Source organism: Ruegeria sp. CDSC068 (assembly GCF_059610545.1).
Map to the genome: position 1 here is coordinate 85226 of NZ_JBXWNV010000007.1, position 21693 is coordinate 106918.

Annotated in this window: 23 protein-coding genes; 13 read left to right on the forward strand and 10 right to left on the reverse strand. The window is 57.4% G+C overall.

Annotation, left to right across the window (positions count from 1 at the left end; genetic code table 11):
- The first annotated feature begins 17 nt into the window (after positions 1–17).
- From hmgA to AC2FID_RS15200, 7 genes are all read left to right on the forward strand, one after another.
- Positions 18–1373, forward strand: a complete 1356-nt coding sequence (gene hmgA, locus AC2FID_RS15170) for a homogentisate 1,2-dioxygenase (protein ID WP_496837510.1) — start codon at positions 18–20, stop codon at positions 1371–1373.
- Between the two features lie 22 nt (positions 1374–1395).
- Entirely contained in the window at positions 1396–2652 is a 1257-nt protein-coding gene (gene fahA / locus AC2FID_RS15175) for a fumarylacetoacetase (protein ID WP_058273339.1), read from the forward strand.
- Positions 2653–2662: 10 nt separating this feature from the next.
- Positions 2663–3613 carry an MBL fold metallo-hydrolase gene (locus AC2FID_RS15180; protein ID WP_496755576.1) on the forward strand — a complete coding sequence of 317 codons (951 nt, stop codon included), beginning with the start codon at positions 2663–2665 and terminating at the stop codon, positions 3611–3613.
- Between the two features lie 137 nt (positions 3614–3750).
- Positions 3751–5361: an FAD-dependent oxidoreductase gene (locus tag AC2FID_RS15185; RefSeq protein WP_496837511.1), complete on the forward strand. Its 1611-nt coding sequence runs from the start codon at positions 3751–3753 to the stop codon at positions 5359–5361.
- A gap of 5 nt (positions 5362–5366) precedes the next feature.
- The gene (locus AC2FID_RS15190; protein ID WP_496837435.1) at positions 5367–5564 is read left to right on the forward strand and encodes a DUF2783 domain-containing protein; all 198 of its coding nucleotides are present in this window, start codon (positions 5367–5369) and stop codon (positions 5562–5564) included.
- Between the two features lie 19 nt (positions 5565–5583).
- Positions 5584–6222, forward strand: coding sequence for a maleylacetoacetate isomerase (maiA, locus tag AC2FID_RS15195; RefSeq protein ID WP_496837512.1), 639 nt, complete (start codon positions 5584–5586; stop codon positions 6220–6222).
- Between the two features lie 87 nt (positions 6223–6309).
- The gene (locus AC2FID_RS15200; protein WP_496837513.1) at positions 6310–6651 is read left to right on the forward strand and encodes a DOPA 4,5-dioxygenase family protein; all 342 of its coding nucleotides are present in this window, start codon (positions 6310–6312) and stop codon (positions 6649–6651) included.
- Here AC2FID_RS15200 and AC2FID_RS15205 read toward each other — a convergent pair.
- Entirely contained in the window at positions 6648–8276 is a 1629-nt protein-coding gene (locus AC2FID_RS15205) for an acyl-CoA synthetase (protein ID WP_496837514.1), read from the reverse strand. The genes AC2FID_RS15200 and AC2FID_RS15205 overlap by 4 nt on opposite strands.
- Positions 8277–8495: 219 nt before the next feature.
- Here AC2FID_RS15205 and AC2FID_RS15210 point away from each other — a divergent pair, with 219 nt between their 5' ends.
- A complete protein-coding gene (locus AC2FID_RS15210) occupies positions 8496–9893 on the forward strand; it encodes an aminotransferase family protein (protein WP_472724694.1) in 1398 nt (465 codons plus the stop codon).
- 163 nt (positions 9894–10056) lie between these two features.
- Positions 10057–10518, forward strand: a complete 462-nt coding sequence (locus tag AC2FID_RS15215) for a hypothetical protein (RefSeq protein WP_282169952.1) — start codon at positions 10057–10059, stop codon at positions 10516–10518.
- Between the two features lie 13 nt (positions 10519–10531).
- Here AC2FID_RS15215 and AC2FID_RS15220 read toward each other — a convergent pair whose 3' ends face one another.
- The 6 genes from AC2FID_RS15220 to pyk all read right to left on the reverse strand — a co-directional run bounded on the left by AC2FID_RS15220 (position 10532) and on the right by pyk (position 15884).
- Positions 10532–11242 carry a hypothetical protein gene (locus AC2FID_RS15220; protein ID WP_496837515.1) on the reverse strand — a complete coding sequence of 237 codons (711 nt, stop codon included), beginning with the start codon at positions 11240–11242 and terminating at the stop codon, positions 10532–10534.
- 186 nt (positions 11243–11428) lie between these two features.
- Entirely contained in the window at positions 11429–11794 is a 366-nt protein-coding gene (gene rplT, locus AC2FID_RS15225; protein WP_058273348.1) for a 50S ribosomal protein L20, read from the reverse strand.
- 14 nt (positions 11795–11808) lie between these two features.
- Positions 11809–12009 (reverse strand): 50S ribosomal protein L35, encoded by a 201-nt coding sequence (gene rpmI / locus AC2FID_RS15230; protein WP_010443552.1) that lies wholly within the window; start codon positions 12007–12009, stop codon positions 11809–11811.
- A 182-nt stretch (positions 12010–12191) separates the two neighbouring features.
- A complete protein-coding gene (locus AC2FID_RS15235; RefSeq protein ID WP_058279006.1) occupies positions 12192–13742 on the reverse strand; it encodes an alanine/glycine:cation symporter family protein in 1551 nt (516 codons plus the stop codon).
- A 14-nt stretch (positions 13743–13756) separates the two neighbouring features.
- On the reverse strand, positions 13757–14194 hold the full coding sequence (locus AC2FID_RS15240; protein ID WP_058279007.1) for a universal stress protein: 438 nt from the start codon (positions 14192–14194) through the stop codon (positions 13757–13759).
- A gap of 244 nt (positions 14195–14438) precedes the next feature.
- Positions 14439–15884 carry a pyruvate kinase gene (pyk, locus tag AC2FID_RS15245; protein WP_058273351.1) on the reverse strand — a complete coding sequence of 482 codons (1446 nt, stop codon included), beginning with the start codon at positions 15882–15884 and terminating at the stop codon, positions 14439–14441.
- Positions 15885–16016: 132 nt separating this feature from the next.
- Between pyk and AC2FID_RS15250 the strand changes: the two genes are divergently transcribed.
- The 3 genes from AC2FID_RS15250 to AC2FID_RS15260 all read left to right on the forward strand — a co-directional run bounded on the left by AC2FID_RS15250 (position 16017) and on the right by AC2FID_RS15260 (position 17453).
- Positions 16017–16754, forward strand: coding sequence for an N-formylglutamate amidohydrolase (locus tag AC2FID_RS15250; RefSeq protein ID WP_496733639.1), 738 nt, complete (start codon positions 16017–16019; stop codon positions 16752–16754).
- A gap of 67 nt (positions 16755–16821) precedes the next feature.
- On the forward strand, positions 16822–17061 hold the full coding sequence (locus AC2FID_RS15255; protein ID WP_058273353.1) for a DUF6868 family protein: 240 nt from the start codon (positions 16822–16824) through the stop codon (positions 17059–17061).
- A gap of 77 nt (positions 17062–17138) precedes the next feature.
- Complete coding sequence (locus AC2FID_RS15260; protein ID WP_282120799.1) at positions 17139–17453, forward strand: DUF1244 domain-containing protein; 315 nt, start codon at positions 17139–17141, stop codon at positions 17451–17453.
- A gap of 43 nt (positions 17454–17496) precedes the next feature.
- Here AC2FID_RS15260 and AC2FID_RS15265 read toward each other — a convergent pair whose 3' ends face one another.
- From AC2FID_RS15265 to dgcN, 3 genes are all read right to left on the reverse strand, one after another.
- On the reverse strand, positions 17497–18357 hold the full coding sequence (locus AC2FID_RS15265; protein ID WP_109312218.1) for a D-amino-acid transaminase: 861 nt from the start codon (positions 18355–18357) through the stop codon (positions 17497–17499).
- Positions 18358–18368: 11 nt separating this feature from the next.
- On the reverse strand, positions 18369–19334 hold the full coding sequence (gene dgcA, locus AC2FID_RS15270; protein ID WP_109312217.1) for an N-acetyl-D-Glu racemase DgcA: 966 nt from the start codon (positions 19332–19334) through the stop codon (positions 18369–18371).
- A 74-nt stretch (positions 19335–19408) separates the two neighbouring features.
- The gene (gene dgcN / locus AC2FID_RS15275) at positions 19409–20410 is read right to left on the reverse strand and encodes an N-acetyltransferase DgcN (protein WP_058279014.1); all 1002 of its coding nucleotides are present in this window, start codon (positions 20408–20410) and stop codon (positions 19409–19411) included.
- Positions 20411–20705: 295 nt separating this feature from the next.
- Here dgcN and AC2FID_RS15280 point away from each other — a divergent pair, with 295 nt between their 5' ends.
- On the forward strand, positions 20706–21665 hold the full coding sequence (locus AC2FID_RS15280) for an L-malyl-CoA/beta-methylmalyl-CoA lyase (protein WP_058279015.1): 960 nt from the start codon (positions 20706–20708) through the stop codon (positions 21663–21665).
- Positions 21666–21693: the final 28 nt, after the last annotated feature.

The window sequence follows — 21693 nt, forward strand, 5'->3', positions numbered from 1 at the left end:
AATTGGAGGAACACGGGATGAACCATCCGACGGATCCGCACAAAATGACGCAAGCCAGCACACCCGTTGGCACGCATGCGGGTTATATGCCCGGCTTTGGAAACGACTTTGAAACCGAGGCCCTTCCCGGCGCGCTGCCGCAGGGCATGAACAGCCCGCAGCGTTGCAATTACGGCCTTTATGGTGAACAGCTTAGCGGCACGGCCTTTACAGCCAATCCGCCCGAGCGCACGTGGTGCTATCGCATTCGCCCGTCGGTCAAGCATTCGCACCGTTATGAAAAAATCGAACTGCCACATTGGAAATCCGCGCCCTGCGTTGACCCGGACGTGATCAGCCTTGGCCAATACCGCTGGGACGCAGTGCCTCATTCCGATGAGGGGCTGACATGGCTCACCGGTATGCGCACCATGACAACGGCGGGGGATGTGAACACGCAGGTGGGCATGGCCAGCCACATCTATCTGGTCACCGACTCTATGGAGGATGACTATTTCTTCTCGGCCGATTCCGAGATGTTGGTGGTGCCACAGGAAGGTCGCCTGCGGTTCGCGACCGAACTCGGAATCATTGATCTGGAACCCAAGGAAATCGCCATTCTCCCCCGTGGCCTCGTGTACCGTGTCGAGGTGCTGGAAGGTCCGGCGCGCGGATTTGTCTGCGAGAACTACGGCCAGAAGTTCGAATTGCCCGGCCGCGGTCCAATTGGGGCCAATTGCATGGCCAACCCACGCGATTTCAAGGCTCCGGTGGCGGCGTTTGAAGACCGCGAGGTGCCTTCGACCGTGACGGTCAAATGGTGCGGGCAGTTCCATACCACAAAGATCGGCCAAAGCCCGCTGGACGTGGTGGCGTGGCACGGGAACTACGCGCCCTACAAATATGACCTGCGCACCTACTGTCCGGTCGGTGCAATTCTATTCGACCATCCCGATCCGTCGATCTTTACTGTCCTCACCGCGCCCTCAGGGCAACCGGGCACGGCTAACATCGATTTTGTCCTGTTCCGCGAACGCTGGATGGTGGCCGAGGATACGTTCCGCCCGCCCTGGTATCACAAGAACATCATGTCCGAGTTGATGGGCAACATTTACGGCCAGTACGATGCCAAACCGCAGGGGTTTGTTCCGGGCGGCATGAGTCTGCACAACATGATGCTGCCGCATGGCCCGGATCGGGAAGCGTTTGAAAAAGCATCAAACGCGAACCTCGGGCCAGACAAGCTGGACAACACGATGTCCTTCATGTTCGAAACCCGTTTCCCGCAGCATCTGACACCATTTGCAGCCAACGAAGCCCCGTTGCAGGATGATTACATCGACTGCTGGACGTCGCTTGAGAAAAAGTTCGACGGCACGCCGGGCAAAAAGTGACACCCAAAAGAGGTTTGAATACATGCCATTAATGAAATCCTGGGTGGCCTCGGCCAATGAGGCTGATCACCCGTTTCCCCTGAACAACCTGCCATACGGCGTTTTCTCGACCGAAGGAGGTGATCCGCGGTGCGGCGTGGCGATTGGCGACGTGATTCTGGACGTCACCGCAGCCGAGGCCGGGGGCCTGATCGAACTGGCAGACGAGCCGCTCTTCGATCTGCCTTTCTGGAACCCGCTGATGGAGGAAGGTCCTGCCGTCTGGGCTGCATTGCGCAACCGCCTGACCGCATTGTTGGCCGAAGGCGCCGAGGAACAGGCGCAGGTTGAACCGTTGCTTATTGCTCAGATCGACGCCGAAATGCACATGCCTTTTGCGGTCAGCGAATACACCGATTTCTATGCCGGACGTCACCACGCGCAAAACGTTGGCACCATGTTCCGCGGACCGGAAAATGCCCTTCCGCCGAACTGGTTGCATATCCCCATCGGGTATAACGGCCGGGCTTCTTCCGTTGTCGTGTCGGGCACCGATATCCGTCGGCCTTGGGGTCAGCTCAAGTCGCCCGATCATGACATGCCCGCTTTTCTGCCCAGCCGTCGTTTTGACATCGAACTTGAGATGGGCGCGATTGTCGGTACACCCTCGGACGGACCCATCTCGGTTCAGGAGGCCGACGACAACATCTTTGGCTATGTTCTGCTGAACGATTGGTCCGCACGCGACATTCAGGCCTGGGAATATCAACCCTTGGGGCCGTTTCAGGCCAAAGCCACAGCCACTTCGATCAGCCCGTGGATTGTGACAAAGGCGGCGCTGGAACCCTTCCGCTGCGACACGCCTGTGCGTGAATTCGAGTTATTGGATCACATCAAAGACTGCGGTCCGATGCTGTATGACATTGATCTTGAGGTCACGATGGAGCCCGACGGCAAGGACGCCACAGTCATTGCCCGGACGAACTACAACGAAATGTACTACTCGGCCGCCCAACAACTGGCACACCATTCGACCTCGGGCTGCCCGATGAACACGGGCGATCTGCTTGGGTCTGGCACGATTTCCGGTCCAACAAAACCAGAGCGGGGTTCGCTGCTGGAACTCAGCTGGGGTGGAAAGGAACCGCTGACGCTGGATACCGGTGAAAACCGCACATTTATCGAGGACGGTGACACACTGACCCTGACAGGTGCTGCCAAAGGCAAAGGTTACACCATCGGGTTTGGCGACTGTGTCGGGACCCTGCTGCCCGCCCTTGAAAACCCATACGCCCGATAAGGAACTCATCATGGCCAAGGCATTCGCGTCCCAGGGGGATATGTCGGAAAAGAAGATCTCTTTCACCGAGGTCGGCGAGGGCCTTTATGCCTTCACCGCCGAAGGCGATCCAAATTCCGGCGTCATCATTGGCGATGACAGCGTCATGATTGTCGAGGCGCAGGCGACCCCGCGTCTGGCCAACAAGGTGATCGAATGTGTGCGATCCGTGACCGACAAACCGATCACGCATGTTGCGCTGACCCACTACCACGCAGTCCGCGTTTTGGGGGCCAGCGCCTTTGGTGCGCAACAGATCCTCATGTCCGACATGGCGCGCGCCATGGTCGTTGAACGCGGGCAAGAGGACTGGGACAGTGAGTTTCAGCGTTTCCCCCGCCTGTTCGAAGGACATGAAAGCATCCCCGGCCTGACCTGGCCCACCACCACATTCAGCGACACGATGACGGTTTATCTGGGCAATCGCCGGGTCGATCTTATGCATTTGGGCCGCGCACACACCGCAGGTGATATCGTCATTCACATACCCGATCAGAATGTCATGTTCACCGGTGACATCGTCGAATACCACTCGGCCTGCTATTGCGGCGACGGGCATTTTAGCGATTGGGGTGATACGCTGGATGAAATCAAGTGGTTCGACGTTGATGCCATCGCACCGGGTCGCGGAGACGCTCTGGTCGGCAAGGACATGGTCAATGCAGCCATCGAGAACACACGCGACTTCGTCGAAAGCACCTACCGACCCGCCGCAAAGGTTGCAGCCCGTGGCGGATCTCTGAAAGAGGCATGGGATGCAGTTCGCTTAGAGTGCGATCCGAAATTCTCCGATTACGCGATCTATGAACACTGCCTGCCCTTCAACGTTGCCCGCGCCTATGACGAAGCCCGCGGCATTGACACGCCCCGTATCTGGACCGCCCAGCGCGACTTGGAGATGTGGGAGGCCCTGCAGGGCTGAAGAAGACGGGCAAACTTGATCCAGATCGTTTTGCGCAGGGGAAATAGGTGGAATCATAGGGCAATGCCTTCTGGCGCATACGTGCCAAAGGGCGGGATCTAGTGCGCCCACGGCGCCTGAGTATCGGGGGAGAGCCCATGAACAAGATTTTCGAAGTTCCACTCTATGCCTATCAACGCAGCCCGGATCAGGACACGGCAAGCTCGGTACGACACAAGGTAATCGTGATTGGTGCCGGCCCGGTTGGGTTGGCCGCAGCCATTGACCTGGCCCAGAAAGGGGTCCATGTCGTCGTGCTGGACGACAATGACAAGGTTAGCTTTGGTAGCCGCGCGATCTGCTTTTCACAGCGATCTCTGGAAATCGCCGACCGTCTGGGCGCCGGGGGTAAGTTGGTCGATAAGGGTGTGCTGTGGGATGCCGGCAAAGTCTTTTTTGACAACCGTCAGGTCTATGAGTTTCACCTGCAACCCGACGCGGGCTATGCGCACCCCGCCTTCATCAATCTGCAACAATACTATTTTGAAAAAGCGCTTGTTGAACGGGTACGGGAATTGCAGGCCGAGGGCGCCCCGATTGAAATTCGCGGCCAGAACAAGGTCGAAGCCGTCGGCACGCACAACGATCACGTCAAGCTTGAAGTCGAAACTCCCGAAGGCCCCTATAACGTTGAGGCGGATTGGCTGATTGCCTGTGACGGTGCAAACTCGCCTACCCGTCGCATGCTCGGCCTGGATTTCGAAGGCCGCGTATTCGAAGACAACTTTCTGATCGCTGACGTGGTGATGCAGGCGGATTTCCCGACCGAACGCTGGTTCTGGTTCGACCCGCCGTTCAATCGCGGACAATCTGCCCTGCTGCACAAGCAACCCGACAACGTGTGGCGGATCGACCTGCAACTGGGCAGGGACATCGACCCCGAGCAGGAAAAACAACCTGAAAACGTGATCCCCCGGCTCAAGGCGATGCTGGGCGAAGAGATCAATTTCGAACTTGAATGGGTCTCGATCTACACGTTCCAATGCCGTCGGATGGAGCAGTTCCGTCATGGTCGCGTTTTGTTTGCTGGCGACAGCGCTCATCAGGTCAGCCCCTTTGGCGCGCGCGGGGCCAACTCTGGTCTGCAGGACACAGACAACCTGTGTTGGAAACTAAAGATGGTTATAGACGGCGAAGCCCCCGAGCTTTTGCTGGAAAGCTATAACCGCGAACGGGTCGAAGCCGCTGATGAGAACATTCGCATGTCCACCCTATCGACGGAATTTATCACGCCCAAATCCGATATGTCGCGTCTTTTGCGGGATGCGGTTTTGGACCTCAGCGAGCACTATGCGTTTGCGCGCCCGCTGGTCAATTCCGGCCGGTTGAGCACACCATGCGCATATTCCGGATCATCGCTGAGTTCTGCGGATGCTCTGACCGGGCCAGAGATCACGCGCCCCGGTTCCGCCTGCCCGGACGCGCCTTTGGGCGAGGAATTTCTGCTGCCCAAGTTGGCCGGGAAATTCACTTTGTTGACTATAGATGCGGACGCTCCTGACAGTCTAGAAGAAGGCGGCGTTACGGCCACGCGACTGGCTCTCTCGGTCAAGGATGACCTGACTTTGGAGTTGAAGCGCAGGTATCTGGGCGAAGCCCCGGGTGCGGTTTATCTGATCCGACCTGACCAGCACGTCGCCGCGCGCCGCGACACGTTCGAAGAAAACGCATTCCGGCAGGCGATCCGCCGGGCAACCGGCAAGGAATAAGCGACATGACAGATCTGATCCTCACCCCAAATCTGGAAAATGCCGACGGTTTCTATGCCGATCTGGTTGCGGCGCATGATGGGCTGGACAAAGCCGACAGTGACGCCCTGAACGCACGTCTGGTTCTGGTCCTGGCCAATCACATTGGGAACGCAAATGTATTGTCTAGCGCCCTGAAAGCCGCCACGCTGAAGGACACCTGACGAACTGAGGAGATCGATGATGAGCGGCGTGGTGCTGTATGACTTTTGGCGGTCTTCGGCCAGTTACAGGGTGCGCATCGCGCTGAACCTGGCTGGGATCAGCTATCGCGGCGTGTCAATTGATCTGGCTGCGGGCGAACAAAGGTCCGACAACCACTTGGCGCGTAATCCACAGGGGCTGGTCCCCGTGCTCGAGATTGACGGGCTGCGGTTGACACAATCTCTGGCCATTATCGACTATCTTGACCAAACTCGCGGCCTTGGACTGTTGCCTCCGGAACCGGCAGCCCGGGCACATGCGCTGGCTTTGGCGCAATCCATCGCGGTCGATGTGCATCCGGTCTGCAATTTGTCCGTCGCGCAGTATGCGGCCGCGCTGAGTGATGGTGCTGATGGGATGCCCGGCATCTGGATGCGCCATTTCATTCGCCCCGGCCTACTGGCTTTTGAGGCGCTTCTCGAGGGCTTCGAACAAGCGCCCTATTGCACCGGGGCCAAGCCTGGACTGGCCGATGTTTGTCTGGTCCCGCAAATGTATAATGCGCGCCGTTGGGACGTGGATTTATCGGACTTGCCGCGCAGTCTAAGCGCCGAGATCGCTTGTGCCGAACATCCCGCCTTTGCCGCAGCCCACCCAGATATCCACGCACCCTCTTGACCTGGCGCACAGAGCCTGTGTGACGGCGCAAGTGGCAATACCATTTGCAGCGCCGTACCTTGTTCGAAACGTATGCAAGAGGTCCCAATGTCAGAGATCACCGGCTATCACGCCCATGTCTACTACGACGCAAATACGCAAGCCATTGCCCGGCAGGTCTGTGAAGAGATCGCCGGCCTGTTTCCTGTTCAAATGGGGCGCATGCATGCCAAAAATGTAGGCCCCCACCCGCGATGGAGCTGCCAGCTGGGCTTTGGCCCGAACGCGTTCGATCAAGTCATGCCTTGGCTGATGCTGAACCGACAGGGCCTGACCATCTTCACCCACCCCGAAACCGGAGATCACCTGGCGGACCACCGGGACCGGGCGATCTGGATGGGCGAAATGTTGGATCTTGACCTGTCGATCTTTGACAAGGTGGGCGCTTAAGTCAGCGCCTTTGCCTGATCCCGCAATTTGAACTTTTGGATCTTGCCAGTCGAGGTCTTGGGTAAAGGTCCAAACACCACCGATTTGGGGGCCTTGAAATGGGCCATGTTTTCCCGACAGAAGCCGATGATATCCGCGTCGCTCGCCTGTGCGTTTGGCTTTAGTTCAACGAACGCACAGGGTGTTTCACCCCACTTGTCGTCCGGGCGGGCGACCACGGCTGCCTCCATAACGGCTGGGTGTTTGTAAAGGATATCCTCAACCTCGACGGATGAGATATTCTCGCCACCTGAAATGATAATGTCCTTGGACCGGTCCTTAAGCGCGATGTAGCCGTCCGGATGCATCACCCCCAGATCACCCGAGGCAAACCATCCACCCCGGAACGCCTTATCTGTGGCTTCGGCGTTCTTGAGGTACCCTTTCATGACGACGTTGCCCTGCATGAAAATCTCACCCATCGTCTCGCCATCAGAGGGCACAGGTTCCAGCGTGTCCGAGTCGGCAACCATCAGCCCCGACAGAGCCGTATAGCGCACACCCTGACGGATCTTCAGCGCGGCGCGGTCTTCGGCCCCCTTGTCGTTCCACTCGTCTTTCCAGGCGCAGACAACCGACGGACCATAAGTCTCAGTCAATCCATAGACATGGGTAACCTCGACGCCCATGCTTTCCATACTTTCGATCACCGCGGCGGGCGGCGGCGCGCCAGCGGTCATCACCTTGATCTCATGATCGAAGTCCTTGAGGTGATCGGGCGCGTTGGCCAGCATGTTCAGCACGATCGGCGCGCCACAGAAGTGGGTCACCTTCTCATCCCGAAACGCCGCGTAAATCGGTTCGTCCCGCACGGCCCGCAGACAGACCGAAACACCCGCATTCGCGGCCATCGCCCAAGGAAAGCACCAGCCGTTGCAATGGAACATCGGCAGGGTCCACAGATAGACCGAGTGCTTTGGCATATTCCAGTCCAGCAGGTCCGACTGCGCGTTCAGCGCGGCCCCTCGGTGGTGATACACGACGCCCTTAGGATTGCCCGTCGTACCTGACGTGTAGTTCAGCGTAATCGCGTCCCACTCATCTGTGGGTAAGGACCAGTTGAATTCAGGGGCGCCCTCGTCCAGCAAGGCATCATAGGTCAGGCCGCCCAGCTTCTCACCACCGTCAAAGCTCGGGTCCTCGATATCGACGACCAGTACATCGTGATCCACCTGTTTCAGCGCCTCTTTGACCACGCCTGAGAACTCGGGATCGACCAGAAGGGCTTTGGATTCCGCGTGGTTCAGTATGAAGGCAATGATCGGTGCGTCCAATCGAGTGTTGATGGCATTCAGAACAGCACCTGCCATCGGCACGCCAAAATGCGCCTCATACATTTCCGGAATGTTGGCCGCGATGATTGAAACCGTGTCGCCCACGCTGATTCCACGTGCGGACAATGCGCCTGCCAGCCGGCGGCAGCGGGCATAGGTTTCAGCCCATGTAAAGCGACGCGCGCCATAGACCACGGAAGGATAATCCGGGTAAATGTGCGCTGTTCGCTCGATAAAACTCAGCGGTGACAACGGCGTATAGTTTGCCCGGCATTTGTCCAAATGACGCTCATAGATGCTGGCTTGTGTCATTTGCTGACCCTCCCTCTGCGGTTCTGGCGAATTGAGCACAAAGTCGTTCCTCTGACAAACCCGTAATAATACGGCGTGGCCATGGACTGGATTTACGGGATGGTGCAATCTGGCCCTATCTCCGACAGAGCTTTCGCGGTGATCTGAGCCATCGAAACACAAAGCCGGGAAAGCCCATTTTTGGCAACCCGCGCCCCAGTCATTCTGAAAGGACATGTCATGGACGGCACGTTCAACGAAAACGATCTCTCGCACGTGGTCGAAGCCGACCGCGCCCATATCTGGCACCACCTGCTGCAACATAAGCCATTGGAAAGCAACGATCCGAAGATCATTGTCGAAGGCAAAGGCATGCGTGTCTGGGACCAGAACGGCAAAGAGCATCTGGATGCCGTGTCCGGTGGCGTCTGGACCGTAAATGTAGGCTATGGCCGCGAATCGATCTGTAAGGCGGTTCACGACCAGCTGATGAAGCTGTGCTATTTCGCCAATACCGCAGGGTCTATCCCCGGTTCGATATTTGCTGAAAAGCTGATCAGCAAAATGCCGGGCATGAGCCGCGTTTATTACACCAACTCCGGTTCCGAAGCGAACGAGAAGGCGTTCAAGATGGTTCGCCAGATCGCGCACAAGCGCTATGGCGGCAAAAAAACCAAGATCCTGTACCGTGACCGCGACTATCACGGCTCGACCCTGGCAACCATGTCTGCAGGCGGTCAGGACGAGCGTACGGCGCAGTACGGTCCGTTCGCACCAGACTTTGTCCGCGTTCCGCATTGCATGGAATACCGCAAGCACGAGCTGGGCTTGGAAGACCTGTCCGGCGAGGCATTCGGCAAAGCCGCGGCAGACGCCATCGAAGAGGTGATCCTGCGCGAAGGCCCCGAAACCGTTGGTGCGCTGTGCCTTGAGCCCGTGACCGCCGGTGGTGGCGTCATCGAAGCCCCCGAAGGTTACTGGGAACGCGTGCAGGAAATCTGCAAAAAGTACGACATCCTGCTGCATATTGACGAAGTTGTCTGCGGCGTGGGCCGTACCGGCACCTGGTTCGGTTATCAGCAGTACGGGATCAAGCCGGACTTCGTGACCATGGCCAAAGGCGTTGCCTCGGGCTATGCGGCGATTGCCGTGATGGTCACCACCGAGGAAGTCTTTGACATGTTCAAAGACGACATGTCGGACCCGATGAGCTATTTCCGCGACATCTCGACTTTTGGTGGCTGCACCGCCGGTCCAGCTGCGGCAATCGAAAACATGCGCATTATCGAAGACGAGAACCTGCTGCAGAATTGCATTGATATGGGCGACCGGATGTTGGGCAACCTGCAGGCGCTGATGGATAAGCACGAAGTTATCGGCGACGTGCGCGGCAAGGGTCTGTTCCTGGGTGCCGAACTGGTTTCCGACCGGGCCACCAAAGAGCCCATGGACGAGAAAAAGGTTCAGGCGGTTGTTGCCGACTGTATGGCGCAGGGCGTCATCATCGGGGCCACCAACCGTTCGATCCCCAGTCGCAACAACACGCTGTGCTTCTCGCCTGCACTGATTGCAACCGCAGACGACATCGACCAGATCACTGATGCGGTCGACGGCGCACTGGGTCGTGTATTCGGCTGAACCTAACTGGAATATATCTGCCATCACTCATGCAATCACGGCAGATGAACTTAGACCGGCGCGACCACCGCGCCGGTTTTTTTGTGTTTACACACGCGGGTTTGTCAAATGCGCCAACTCAAGTACCCTGTGGTTATCACACCCCATGCAGGAGAAGTGTCCAATGGTACTCAAGCTCATCCGAAGCCTCGCCGCCGTGGCCATCCTTGCGGTCGCCACCCCTTCCAGCGCCGATGAAGGCAGCGGCTTTCCCCAGATCGTCGGCACCTGGCACGGCACCTATCTGGTGGGCTTTGCCAAATCGAACCCGAACCACGCAAAAGGCTTGCTGAAGACCGAGATGGAGCTGGAGATCACCAAGCTGGACGGCAACCTGATCACCGCCACCAATCGCTGGCGTCGGATCGGCGACACCGATTGGATCGTAGAAGAGGCTATGGGCACCTTTTCTTTGGACGAGCCCACCCGCTTTGTTCTGGCCGAGGCCGGGATTTCGGGCGACGATGTGTCAGCCGGGATATTCAACGGAGTCTATCTGGATGACGTGATCATGGTCACCTATGCCGGGCCGGGAACGGGCGTGTCCTTTGCGGCGCAGTTGGTGAAGAAAAACGAAGATAAGTAGTGTTTATCGTGTCTTAATTGGGCCGTGATATTTCGACTTCTTCAAAGCGGAATGTACCGGTCCCAAAAGCTGCCAGACCAATGCCTGTACCGCCATCCGAGTTGCGGGAGCTTGCCGCCCTTTTCGAAAAGGGAACCTGGATAACCTTTGTGCCATTGGCAAAAAACAAGACATGCGCACCGCGCACCTGAAAACTAAGTTGATTTGGGCCATCCGTTTTGATCGCCTCATGCTTTGCACTATGCACAGTCCGTAGTTGGCGGCCGTCTTTTTTGAGGACATGAAAACGCCCCTGCCCATCAACAGTGAACGCCAGATAAAGGCCTGACTTACCACTGCCAACAAGAATACCCGCGCCACCATGCGCGTCGTTCTGACTTTCAACAACTGCAGAAATCAGAAGGTTCTGAGTTGCTTCAACGGATTCCGCGTCTGGAAACTTGGCCCAGGCGATATCGTTGTAATGAAGGCTTTGTGGGTTCTTTCGGTTCTCCAGCACAAGATCGCCATCAGAGACATAGATCACCCACTGCGATTTCGTCGGATTAAAGAAAATCTGACCGCCCAACATCAGAGATTGATCCTCTCCATCAAAGGATTCGTTGATGGTGGCAGGTGCAACGGCATCAATTTCCTGAACCTGTGATTTTCCCTCCGTGGAAAAACTGACGAACACCGTCGAAACCGCGAAGGCAATCTTTGCTAACTCTTTGATAAAGGCCATTTGTCTAAATCCCAAACTCAACCATTAAGGGTTATTTTGGAAACCTTGCATCTATAAACTGTTTTGGCCAGACCGGTTTCCCTTACCTCGGTTTTTTTGAACTGCCTCGAACTAATTCTTTTTCAATCAAAAAAAGGCCGCCCCAAACGGGACGGCCCTTCATTCACTGTCTCTGCTAAGAGAGGATCAGGCAGCCAGAGCGGCCTGAGCTTTGGCGACGATCGTGCCGAACGCTTCCGGTTCGTGCACGGCCAGGTCGGCCAGAACTTTACGATCCACTTCGATACCGGCCAGGGTCAGGCCGTTGATGAAGCGGGAATATGTCAGTGCTTCGTCATGCGAACGGACAGCAGCGTTGATACGCTGGATCCACAGCGCGCGGAAGTTGCGCTTGCGGTTCTTACGGTCGCGGGTTGCATACTGGTTGGCCTTGTCGACGGCCTGACGGGCAACCTTGAAGGTGCTCTTGCGGCGGCCATAGTAACCTTTGGCGGCCTTGATAACCTTCTTGTGACGGGCGTGAGTTACGGTTCCACCTTTAACGCGGGACATCTCTTAATCTCCTCTTAGCGGTCGTAGGGCATGTAGCCCTTGACGATCTTGGCGTCGGGGGCGGACAGGGTGGTGTTGCCACGGGCGTCGCGGATGAATTTCTTGGTCCGCTTGATCATGCCGTGACGTTTGCCGGCCTGGCCAGCAAGGACCTTACCGGTCGCAGTCACCTTAAAGCGCTTTTTGGCGCTCGACTTTGTCTTCATCTTAGGCATTTCCGTCTCCTTTCGGGGTTCGGTTTCAGACGCGACTCGGCATGCCATCTCGGCCGGTCACGCGATCAGAAGCGCCGTTTACGCAAGTTCGACCATACTGGCAAGGGGGTTTGGACCAGAATCTGCGCTTTTTGCAGCCTGATCAGGCACCGGGGCGACATAGGCCGCCCCGGTGGTTTGATTTAGTGTTCGAATTTGCGGATTTCGCCAGTCTTCAGTCGGCTCGCATAGCTGGCCAGTTCTTCACGCACCACCTTCATCAGGAAGTAGAGCGCAAACACGTTCACGACCGCCATCGCAAAGATTGCCGCATCCGAGAAGTCGATGACAGGGCCAAGATTGGCCGCCGCGCCGATAACAACGAAGATGCAGAAGATGACCTTGAACACCAGCTCCTTGGCGTGGCCTTCCCCGAACAGATAAGTCCAGGCCTTGAGGCCATAGTAGGACCAGCTGATCATGGTTGAGAAGGCAAACAAGACCACCGCAATCGCCAGTACATATGGGAACCAGCTGAAGGCACTTCCAAAGGCCGCCGAGGTCAGGCTGACGCCCGAGTTGCCATCAACAGTCGCAATGGCATTACCCGCTTCGTTCAGCATGTAATTGCCGGTTTCCGGATCGACGATCAGCTGCTGGGTGATGATGATCACCAGCGCAGTCATCGTACAGATCACAACCGTGTCGATGAACGGCTCAAGCAACGAGACGAACCCTTCGGTGATCGGCTCTTTGGTCCGCACCGCCGAGTGTGCGATCGCTGCAGAACCCACGCCCGCTTCGTTCGAGAACGCAGCACGACGGAAGCCTTGGATCAGCGCCCCGACCATACCACCAGCAACGCCGAGGCCGGTGAAGGCACCTGCGAAAATCTGGCCGAACGCCCAGCCGATTTGATCAGCATTCATGATGATGATCACCAACGCAGCAGCCACATACAGGATGCCCATGAATGGAACGACCTTTTCGGTCACCCGTGCGATGGACTTCAGTCCACCCACAATGACAAGGAACACGATGATTGCAAAGACAACCCCTGTGATCCATCCGGGATAGTCGCCCGTGATACCCGCGATCTGTTGATGCGCCTGATTGGCCTGGAACATATTGCCCCCGCCCAGCGCGCCCAGAATACAGAAGATCGAGAACAGGACGGCCAGAATCTTGCCTCCAGGCAAGCCAAGCTCGTCAAAGCCCTTGGACATATAATACATCGGGCCACCGGAAACGGTGCCATCCTCGTATTCGTTGCGGTATTTCACGCCCAACGTACATTCGGTGAATTTCGACGCCATGCCCAGAAGGCCCGCGACAATCATCCAGAAGGTGGCACCCGGTCCGCCAATGCCGACAGCAACCGCCACACCGGCGATGTTTCCTAGGCCAACCGTACCCGACAGCGCCGTGGCCAGAGCCTGAAAGTGGCTGACCTCACCCGCATCGTTGGGGTCGGAGTAGTCACCTTTGACAAGGCTGATCGCATGGCCAAAGAACCTGAGCTGTACAAAGGCAAAGTACAGCGTAAAGACAGTCGCCGCGACGACCAACCAACCCACGATCCACGGGAAACTGGTTCCCGGGAACGGAGCAAAGATAAAGCTGACAAATGGCCCGGTGAAATCGGCAAATGCCTGATTGATCTTGTCGTCCAGTCCAGGCGCGTCTTGCGCCATTGCCGGTGCGGCGATCAAGGCGGCAATTACAGCCAGCCAGAGATGTTTCAACATAGTCATTCTCATCCCTCCCGTCAGTTCACAACAGTGACTGGCACATCGGCGTGCATGACCAGATTTTGAGTCGAGCTGCCAAACAAGCGTTTCTTGAACCCATCGGCCGAGGCGCGCCCGACGATGATCTGCGAACCGCCATTCTCGACGGTGATTGCGTTCAGAGTTTCAGCCACGTCGCCATGACGCACGATGCCCTGCACTGTGTAACCATCTGCGGTCAGGGCTTCGACAGCCGGGGTAACAATCCGGTTCGTCGCAAGTTCGATTTCTTCTTCTCGCCGCTTGTGCCGCAATGCGTTCTCTTCAGGGGTTTGAAAAGTAAATGGGGACCATTCGATGACATAAACAACCAGCAATTCACACGTACCAATTCGGCCAGCCAGATCTTTGGCAAAGGCGATGGCGTGTTCTCCGGTTTCTGTCCCGTCCAGTCCAATGACAATTTTCGTTGTCATAACGTTCCTCCAATAATTTTGGTCATGCCGGGACCCGTGCCCCCGGCAGGGCAGCCGGAACCTGGAACTTATTAAGTGGACCGCCCATGCGCCCGAGTATCCCGGAAAAACCCTCAAAAACAGAGAGTTATCTTCCAAACACACCCGTTATTTCGGCATGTCATTGAAATTTATATACTTTTTCCGCCTAAAATTTAGGCGTATCGGTTTGATACCAGCCTTTCAAGGCCCTGCATCGCAACTGTCACCCGGGATCAGTGTTGTAGATCAGCCGTTCATCGCAAGGCGCGATACGCAAAATATTGGTCGTTCCCGGGACGTTGAAAGGCACACCGGCAGTCACTACGATCTGATCGGCTTCGGATGCGAACCCACCGGCACGGGCCGCACGGGCCGCGTTGACCACAGCGCCTTTGAACCGCTCAAGCTCGGGCGTCATCACGCAATGACAGCCCCAGCTCAGACACAGACGTCGCGCGGTTCCGGTGGCTGGCGTCATCGCGATGATCGGAACGCCTGGACGTTCGCGGGCGGTCAGCAGCGCGGTGGTGCCGCTTTGGGTAAAACAGCAAATCGCCTTGATATCTGTTTTTTCTGCAATCTCACGCGCGGCGGCAACGATACCATCGGCAATAGTGGTCCCCTTTGCCGTCCGGGACGCTGCGATAATCTGCGTGTAGGTCGGGTCCGCTTCGACCTCGATCGCAACCTTGTTCATGGTTTGCACGGCCTCGATTGGGTACGTACCCGCAGCGGATTCCGCGCTGAGCATGATCGCATCCGTGCCTTCGTAGATTGCTGTCGCCACGTCCGAAACTTCGGCCCGGGTTGGCATCGGGCTTTCGATCATGCTTTCCAGCATCTGAGTGGCCACGATCACAGGCTTAGCCGCCCCACGGCATTTGCGCACCAATCGCTTCTGGATCGGCGGCACCGCCGACACAGGAAGCTCAACACCCAGATCGCCGCGCGCGACCATAATCCCGTCAGAGGCATCCAGAATGTCGTCGAATGCCTCGACCGCTGCAGGCTTTTCGATCTTGGACAGGATCGAGGCGCGACCGTCGGCCAGCGCGCGCGCTTCAAACACATCCTTGGCACGCTGCACAAAGCTCAGTGCCAGCCAATCCACACCCAGTTGGCAGACAAATTCCAGGTCGTCGCGATCCTTGGCAGACAGAGCTGCCAGTGGCAGCACCACATCAGGAACGTTCACACCTTTGCGGTTCGAGATCGTACCGCCGACCTCAACGGTGCAATTGGCAAAATCCTGGCCACAGTCCTGCACGGTCAGACGGATTTTGCCGTCGTTGACCAGAAGCCGCGCACCCTGCTCCAACGCGGCAAAAATCTCGGGATGCGGCAGGCAAACGCGGTTGATATCTCCGGGCGCAGGGTCCAGATCCAGACGGAAGGCCGCGCCTTCTTCAAGTTCTTCTGCGTCGTTGGCGAACACCCCGACACGCAACTTGGGTCCTTGAAGGTCGGCCAGAATTGCGATTGGCCGGTCCAAGTCTTTTTCGATCTGTCGGATGATCCGGTGGCGTTCGCGGATCTCATCATGGCTGCCGTGGCTCATATTCAGGCGGAAGACGTCTGCGCCTGCCTCGTACAGCGCGCGGATCATGTCATAGTCATTTGACGCCGGTCCCAGCGTCGCCACGATTTTCACATTTCTCAGGCGTCGCATTGGTCTGGCTCTCCTAACGTCTTCTCTTGATTCTGCGCAAATGTTACCGCAAACATTGCTCCGCCTGCTTATTGCGCAATTCCCTTTTCAAAGCAACTGCCCTAAACCTGCGACAAACTAGATGACAGGCTTATGACGTATTCCCCGTTTTTTATCCACGGCGCGGATCGGCCCTCGCGTTGGCTGATCACATGCGACCACGCATCCAACTTGGTTCCGCCCGACATCCACGGTGGCGACCTTGGCCTGCCTCGTGAAGATATGGAACGCCACATCGCTTATGATGTAGGTGCCTACGAGGTATCAAAGCATCTGGGTGAGCTTTTGAATGCGCCCGTGATCGCAGCCAATTTTTCCCGCCTCGTGATTGATCCGAACCGCGGCGAGGATGATCCGACCTTGTTGATGAAGCTTTATGACGGGTCGATCATTCCCGGCAACCGGCACGCCGATGCGGCAGAACGAGAGCGGCGTTTGAACATGTGCTATCGCCCGTATCATGACGCGCTGGCGCAGATGGCCGCGTTGCCGCATGCAGTGATCGTGTCGATGCACTCGTTCACACGGCAACTAAGGGGTCGTGATCCCCGCCCTTGGCATGTCGGCGTTTTGCATACTCCGGACGAACGGTTCTCGGGCCCGTTGATCAACCGTCTAGAGGCCGAGGGTGACCTTTGCGTGGGCGTTAATGAACCCTATACCGGCGTGCTGCCCGGTGATGCCATTGACAAACACTGTACCAGTTTTGGCCGCCCCAACGCACTGATCGAGCTGCGCAATGATCTGATTGCCGAACACGCGGGACAGCGGGAATGGGCCGAGCGGCTAGCCCCCATCCTGCAGGACGCGCTGGACCAAAGCGGCTTGTGATAAAAGCCCTCACTTCATTGTGAGAGCCAACCCCAGACCCCATATTATAGGGGTAAAGGAGGCCACTATGACTCAGGAATTTCTGACGTCCGTCTTTGGCTGGATGGCCGTGCTCAACATCGCGGTTCTGCTGTTCACCACAATGATGATCTTGCTGTTGCAGGACTGGATTGCTGGCATTCACGGCAAAATGTTCCAGATGGAACGCCCCGCAGTGAAACGGGCTTATTTTAGGTACCTGGCAAATTATAAGATCCTGACGCTGATCTTCTGCATCACCCCATGGCTGGCTTTGAAACTGGCCTGATACGCTGATTGTTGAATCATCGCCCCCGGGCCGCTAGGTCACATACAGCACGCATTTCTGTCATCCGGAGCCAGACCATGGACAAGCAAACCGAAATCGAACTTCAGGCCGCCGCATTCCGTCGCTTGCAACAGCATCTGATGGAGGATCGCACCGATGTGCAGAACATCGATATGATGAATCTCGCCGGGTTCTGCCGCAACTGCCTGTCGCGGTGGTATCAGGAAGCAGCCAACGAAAAAGGTATTCAGATGGGCAAGGACGAAGCCCGTCAAATTTTCTACGGCATGACCATGGATGAGTGGAAAGCCAAATACCAGACCGACGCCAGCGCGGAAAAACAGGCCGCCTTCAAAGTCGCGTTCGAAGAGAATGTAACGAACAAGGGCTGACGCCCAAAACGAAAGAGGCCCGCCAATCTGGCGGGCCTTATCTTTAGATTGCGACCTTGCGGCTTTCGTCCAAATAGATTTCCCGCAAACGCTTGGCGATTGGTCCCGGTGTACCGTCGCCCAGCGCAACCCCGTCAATCTCAACCACGGGCATGACAAACGCGCTGGCCGAAGTGGTGAAAGCCTCATCCGCTTCCTTCGCCTCATCAATGGTGAACAGGCGTTCTTCGACTTCCATCTGTGCCTCGGCCGCCATGCGTAGCACGGCCTTGCGGGTGATGCCGTGTAGAATGTCGTTCGACAGTGGGCGGGTGACGATCTTGCCGTCCTTGACGTAGTAGGCGTTGTTGCTGGTGCCTTCAGTCACATAACCGTCCTCAATCAACCACGCATCGTCACAGCCAGCCTTCTTGGCCATCATCTTACCCATCGATGGGTACAGCAGCTGAACGGTCTTGATGTCCCGGCGGCCCCAGCGGATGTCTTCGATCGAGATGATCTTGGCACCCTTCTTGGCGGCTGGGCTATCGGCCAGACCAGGCTTGTTCTGGGTGAAAAGCACGAGGCTGGGCTTGGTATCTTCGGACGGGAAAACAAAGTCCCGATCGCCATCCGATCCACGGCTGACCTGCAGGTAGACAAGCCCTTCTTCGATGCCGTTCAGTTCCACCAGCTTGCGGTGAATTTCAAGCAGCTCATCCTTGGTGCAGGGCTCAGCCATCTCCAGCTCATCCAGAGACCGCTTCAGACGCACGGCGTGACCTTCGAAATCGATCAGCTTGCCATCCAGAACGCTGGTGACTTCGTAAACGGCGTCTGCGAACAGAAAACCACGGTCAAAGATGGACACCTTGGCCTCGGTCTCGGGCAGGTATTCGCCATTTACAAAAACGGTGCGGGTCATGTCTTGTCTCCTCAGCCCCAGAGGTCCGCTTTGGGCGGGTGCACTCCGGCATCATCAAAAATCAGCGGGTTGTCGCGGTCTTCGGCCAGCAGAAGCGGGCCGTCAAGGTCTGTCACCATCACACCTTGTGCCAACAGTGTCGCAGGTGCCATAGCCAGAGAGCTGCCAACCATGCAGCCGACCATCACGCGATAGCCTTCAGCCAGCGCCTGCTGGCGCAGGGCCAGCGCCTCGGTCAGGCCGCCCGTTTTATCCAGTTTGATGTTGACCACATCGTACTTGCCCTTGAGGCCCTGAAGGCTTGTGCGATCATGACAGGACTCATCAGCACACACTGGCACGGGGCGCTCCATTCCAATTAGGGCGTCATCTTCCCCGGCGGGCAAAGGCTGCTCGACCAGGGCTACACCCAAACGCACCAGATGCGGGGCAAGGTCGGCGTAAACCGCAGCTGACCAGCCTTCGTTGGCGTCCACGATGATCGTGGCATCTGGTGCACCTGAGCGCACAGCCTCCAGCCGGGGCATGTCATCCGGTGTGCCCAATTTGATCTTCAGCAAGGGCCGATGCGCATTGGCTGCGGCCTGCGCCTGCATTTTTTTCGGCGTGTCCAGCGACAGCGTATACGCTGTGATTTCTGGCCCCGGAACCGGCAGCCCGGCCAGATCCCAGGCCCGCTTTCCTGCGCGCTTGGCCTCAAGGTCCCAAAGGGCGCAATCAACCGCATTCCGCGCCGCCCCGGCAGGTAAAAAGTCCATTAGGCTGTCGCGGGTAAACTCGGCAGGCAAAGCTGCGATCTCGGCCTCGACCGAGTCCAGCGTTTCATCATACCTGGCATAGGGCACGCATTCGCCCCACCCCTGATGGGTACCGTCAGAAATCCGAACCGTCAGCACCTTGGCCTCGGTCCGAGACCCGCGCGAGATCGTAAAGACCTGCGCCAGCCGAAACACGTCACGAGAGACTTCTACCTGCACGCGCCAGCTCCTTCATCTTTTTCAAAATACTTTCGCCGAAGGCGGACAAGCCCGCCTCCGACGCGCCGCTTAGATCACAGTGCGGCCAGCGCATCCACCAGCTTGCCCGAACCAAAGCGGAACGGGTCAGTCGCGGGCAGGCCCATATCGGCCTCAACCTTGGCCAGATATGCGGTGGCGTCCTCTTCGGACATGTGCTGCGTGTTGACCGAAATACCAACGACCTGGCAATCCGGGTTGGCAACCTTGGCCAGACCCAATGCCGTGTCGCGCAGCGCTTCCAGGGTCGGCAACTGATAGGTCGGCAGACCACGCATATGGTCGCGGGTCGGCTCGTGGCTCAGGATCAGCGCATCCGGCTGGCCGCCGTGGATCAGCGCCATGGTCACACCGGAATAAGACACGTGGAACAGCGACCCCTGCCCTTCGATCAGATCCCAGTGATCGTCATCGTTGTCAGGCGTCAGCCATTCGACCGAACCGGCCATGAAATCGGCAATGACCGCATCCAGCGGCACACCGTCCCCGGTGATCAGAATGCCTGTCTGACCGGTTGCGCGGAAGGTCGACTTCATGCCGCGCTCGCGCATCTCGGCATCCATCGCCATCGCCGTGTACATTTTGCCGACAGAGCAATCGGTGCCAACAGCCAGACAGCGCTTGCCCTTGCGCTTGATGCCGTTTGCAATCGGGTATTCCACCGAAGGTACGCGAACATCGTGCAGCTTGCGGCCGGTGGCTTCAGCAACAGCCACCAGATCGGGTTCGTCGCATAGCAGGTTGTGCAGACCAGAGGCCAGGTCAAAGCCTTCCTCCAACGCCATGACCAGAACCTTTTTCCATTCCTGGCTGATCACGCCACCACGGTTGGCAACGCCGATAACCAGCGTCTTGGCGCCGGCTTCTTTCGCCTCGGTCAGGGACATGTCGGTCAGGCCCAGATCGGCCTTGCAACCTTCCATACGGTACTGGCCAACGGCATTCTCAGGACGCCAGTCCTTGATGCCGATTGCAACTTTGGCCGCCAATTGGTCGGGCGCATCGCCCAAAAACAGCAGGTACGGTGTCTCGATCATTGCGGTTTACTCCTTTGATTCTGGCGCAATCTAGGGGACGATTTCCACGAGTGTTTCGCGTTTTCGTCTGACAACGCCCCGTCAGGTGGGAAATTTTTGCGCCTTCTTCCTAAATGGCGCACTAATCTTTCAAGTTTCCAAAGCGATTAAACTTTAATCACTGTTTTGACCCTGTATTGCGGCAATTGCTGCGATTGCATTGCCGCACTTGCACAAAGATGCTTGCTATGGCTTGCGCAATTTAATACCCCATGAGGCAAGAAAATCGTAATTTCCTTTCTCGCACGAGGTCCAGATGAGCTTTCGCATCCAACCCGCCGCCCCCGCGCGCCCCAACCGTTGCCAGTTGTTCGGACCGGGATCAAACACCAAGCTGTTCCCGAAAATGGCCGCGTCGGCCGCAGACGTAATCAACCTCGACCTTGAGGACTCGGTCGCGCCGTCGGACAAGGACGCCGCGCGCGCAAATGTGATCGAAGCGCTGAACACCGTCGATTGGGGCAACAAATACATGTCCGTGCGCATCAACGGACTGGACACACCCTATTGGTACCGCGATGTGGTGGACCTGCTGGAACAAGCCGGCGACCGGCTGGATCAGATCATGATCCCCAAGGTCGGCTGCGCGGCAGATGTCTACGCCGTAGACGCGCTGGTCACCGCCATCGAGCGCGCCAAGGGCCGTACAAAGCCCGTCAGCTTTGAGGTCATCATCGAATCCGCAGCTGGCGTTGCCCATGTCGAAGAAATCGCGGCCTCGTCTCCGCGCATGCAAGCGATGAGCCTGGGTGCAGCAGATTTTGCAGCCTCGATGGGGATGCAGACCACCGGTATCGGCGGCACGCAGGAAAACTATTACATGCTGCGCGAAGGTGAAAAACACTGGTCCGACCCGTGGCATTGGGCGCAGGCTGCCATTGTTGCTGCATGCCGGACACATGGCGTTCTGCCCGTGGACGGACCCTTTGGCGACTTCTCAGACGACGAAGGTTACATCGCGCAAGCGAAACGTTCGGCTACCTTGGGTATGGTCGGAAAATGGGCGATCCACCCCAAGCAGATCGCGTTGGCCAATCAGGTCTTCACTCCGTCGGATGAAGCCGTGTCCGAGGCACGCGAAATCCTGGCTGCGATGGAGCAGGCCAAAGCCAATGGCGAAGGCGCAACCGTTTACAAAGGCCGTCTGGTCGACATCGCCTCGATCAAACAGGCAGAAGTGATCGTGGCGCAGGCCGAATTGATTGCCGCGAACTGATATAATTGAATAAGGCGTCCTTAGGGGC

Bases quoted from the DNA above. Each gene is read 5' to 3' on its own strand.
- hmgA (WP_496837510.1), top strand. From the start codon at position 18: ATGAACCATCCGACGGATCCGCACAAAATGACGCAAGCCAGCACACCC.
- fahA (WP_058273339.1), top strand. From the start codon at position 1,396: ATGCCATTAATGAAATCCTGGGTGGCCTCGGCCAATGAGGCTGATCAC.
- AC2FID_RS15180 (WP_496755576.1), top strand. From the start codon at position 2,663: ATGGCCAAGGCATTCGCGTCCCAGGGGGATATGTCGGAAAAGAAGATC.
- AC2FID_RS15185 (WP_496837511.1), top strand. From the start codon at position 3,751: ATGAACAAGATTTTCGAAGTTCCACTCTATGCCTATCAACGCAGCCCG.
- AC2FID_RS15190 (WP_496837435.1), top strand. From the start codon at position 5,367: ATGACAGATCTGATCCTCACCCCAAATCTGGAAAATGCCGACGGTTTC.
- maiA (WP_496837512.1), top strand. From the start codon at position 5,584: ATGAGCGGCGTGGTGCTGTATGACTTTTGGCGGTCTTCGGCCAGTTAC.
- AC2FID_RS15200 (WP_496837513.1), top strand. From the start codon at position 6,310: ATGTCAGAGATCACCGGCTATCACGCCCATGTCTACTACGACGCAAAT.
- AC2FID_RS15205 (WP_496837514.1), bottom strand. From the start codon at position 8,276: ATGACACAAGCCAGCATCTATGAGCGTCATTTGGACAAATGCCGGGCA.
- AC2FID_RS15210 (WP_472724694.1), top strand. From the start codon at position 8,496: ATGGACGGCACGTTCAACGAAAACGATCTCTCGCACGTGGTCGAAGCC.
- AC2FID_RS15215 (WP_282169952.1), top strand. From the start codon at position 10,057: ATGGTACTCAAGCTCATCCGAAGCCTCGCCGCCGTGGCCATCCTTGCG.
- AC2FID_RS15220 (WP_496837515.1), bottom strand. From the start codon at position 11,242: ATGGCCTTTATCAAAGAGTTAGCAAAGATTGCCTTCGCGGTTTCGACG.
- rplT (WP_058273348.1), bottom strand. From the start codon at position 11,794: ATGTCCCGCGTTAAAGGTGGAACCGTAACTCACGCCCGTCACAAGAAG.
- rpmI (WP_010443552.1), bottom strand. From the start codon at position 12,009: ATGCCTAAGATGAAGACAAAGTCGAGCGCCAAAAAGCGCTTTAAGGTG.
- AC2FID_RS15235 (WP_058279006.1), bottom strand. From the start codon at position 13,742: ATGACTATGTTGAAACATCTCTGGCTGGCTGTAATTGCCGCCTTGATC.
- AC2FID_RS15240 (WP_058279007.1), bottom strand. From the start codon at position 14,194: ATGACAACGAAAATTGTCATTGGACTGGACGGGACAGAAACCGGAGAA.
- pyk (WP_058273351.1), bottom strand. From the start codon at position 15,884: ATGCGACGCCTGAGAAATGTGAAAATCGTGGCGACGCTGGGACCGGCG.
- AC2FID_RS15250 (WP_496733639.1), top strand. From the start codon at position 16,017: ATGACGTATTCCCCGTTTTTTATCCACGGCGCGGATCGGCCCTCGCGT.
- AC2FID_RS15255 (WP_058273353.1), top strand. From the start codon at position 16,822: ATGACTCAGGAATTTCTGACGTCCGTCTTTGGCTGGATGGCCGTGCTC.
- AC2FID_RS15260 (WP_282120799.1), top strand. From the start codon at position 17,139: ATGGACAAGCAAACCGAAATCGAACTTCAGGCCGCCGCATTCCGTCGC.
- AC2FID_RS15265 (WP_109312218.1), bottom strand. From the start codon at position 18,357: ATGACCCGCACCGTTTTTGTAAATGGCGAATACCTGCCCGAGACCGAG.
- dgcN (WP_058279014.1), bottom strand. From the start codon at position 20,410: ATGATCGAGACACCGTACCTGCTGTTTTTGGGCGATGCGCCCGACCAA.
- AC2FID_RS15280 (WP_058279015.1), top strand. From the start codon at position 20,706: ATGAGCTTTCGCATCCAACCCGCCGCCCCCGCGCGCCCCAACCGTTGC.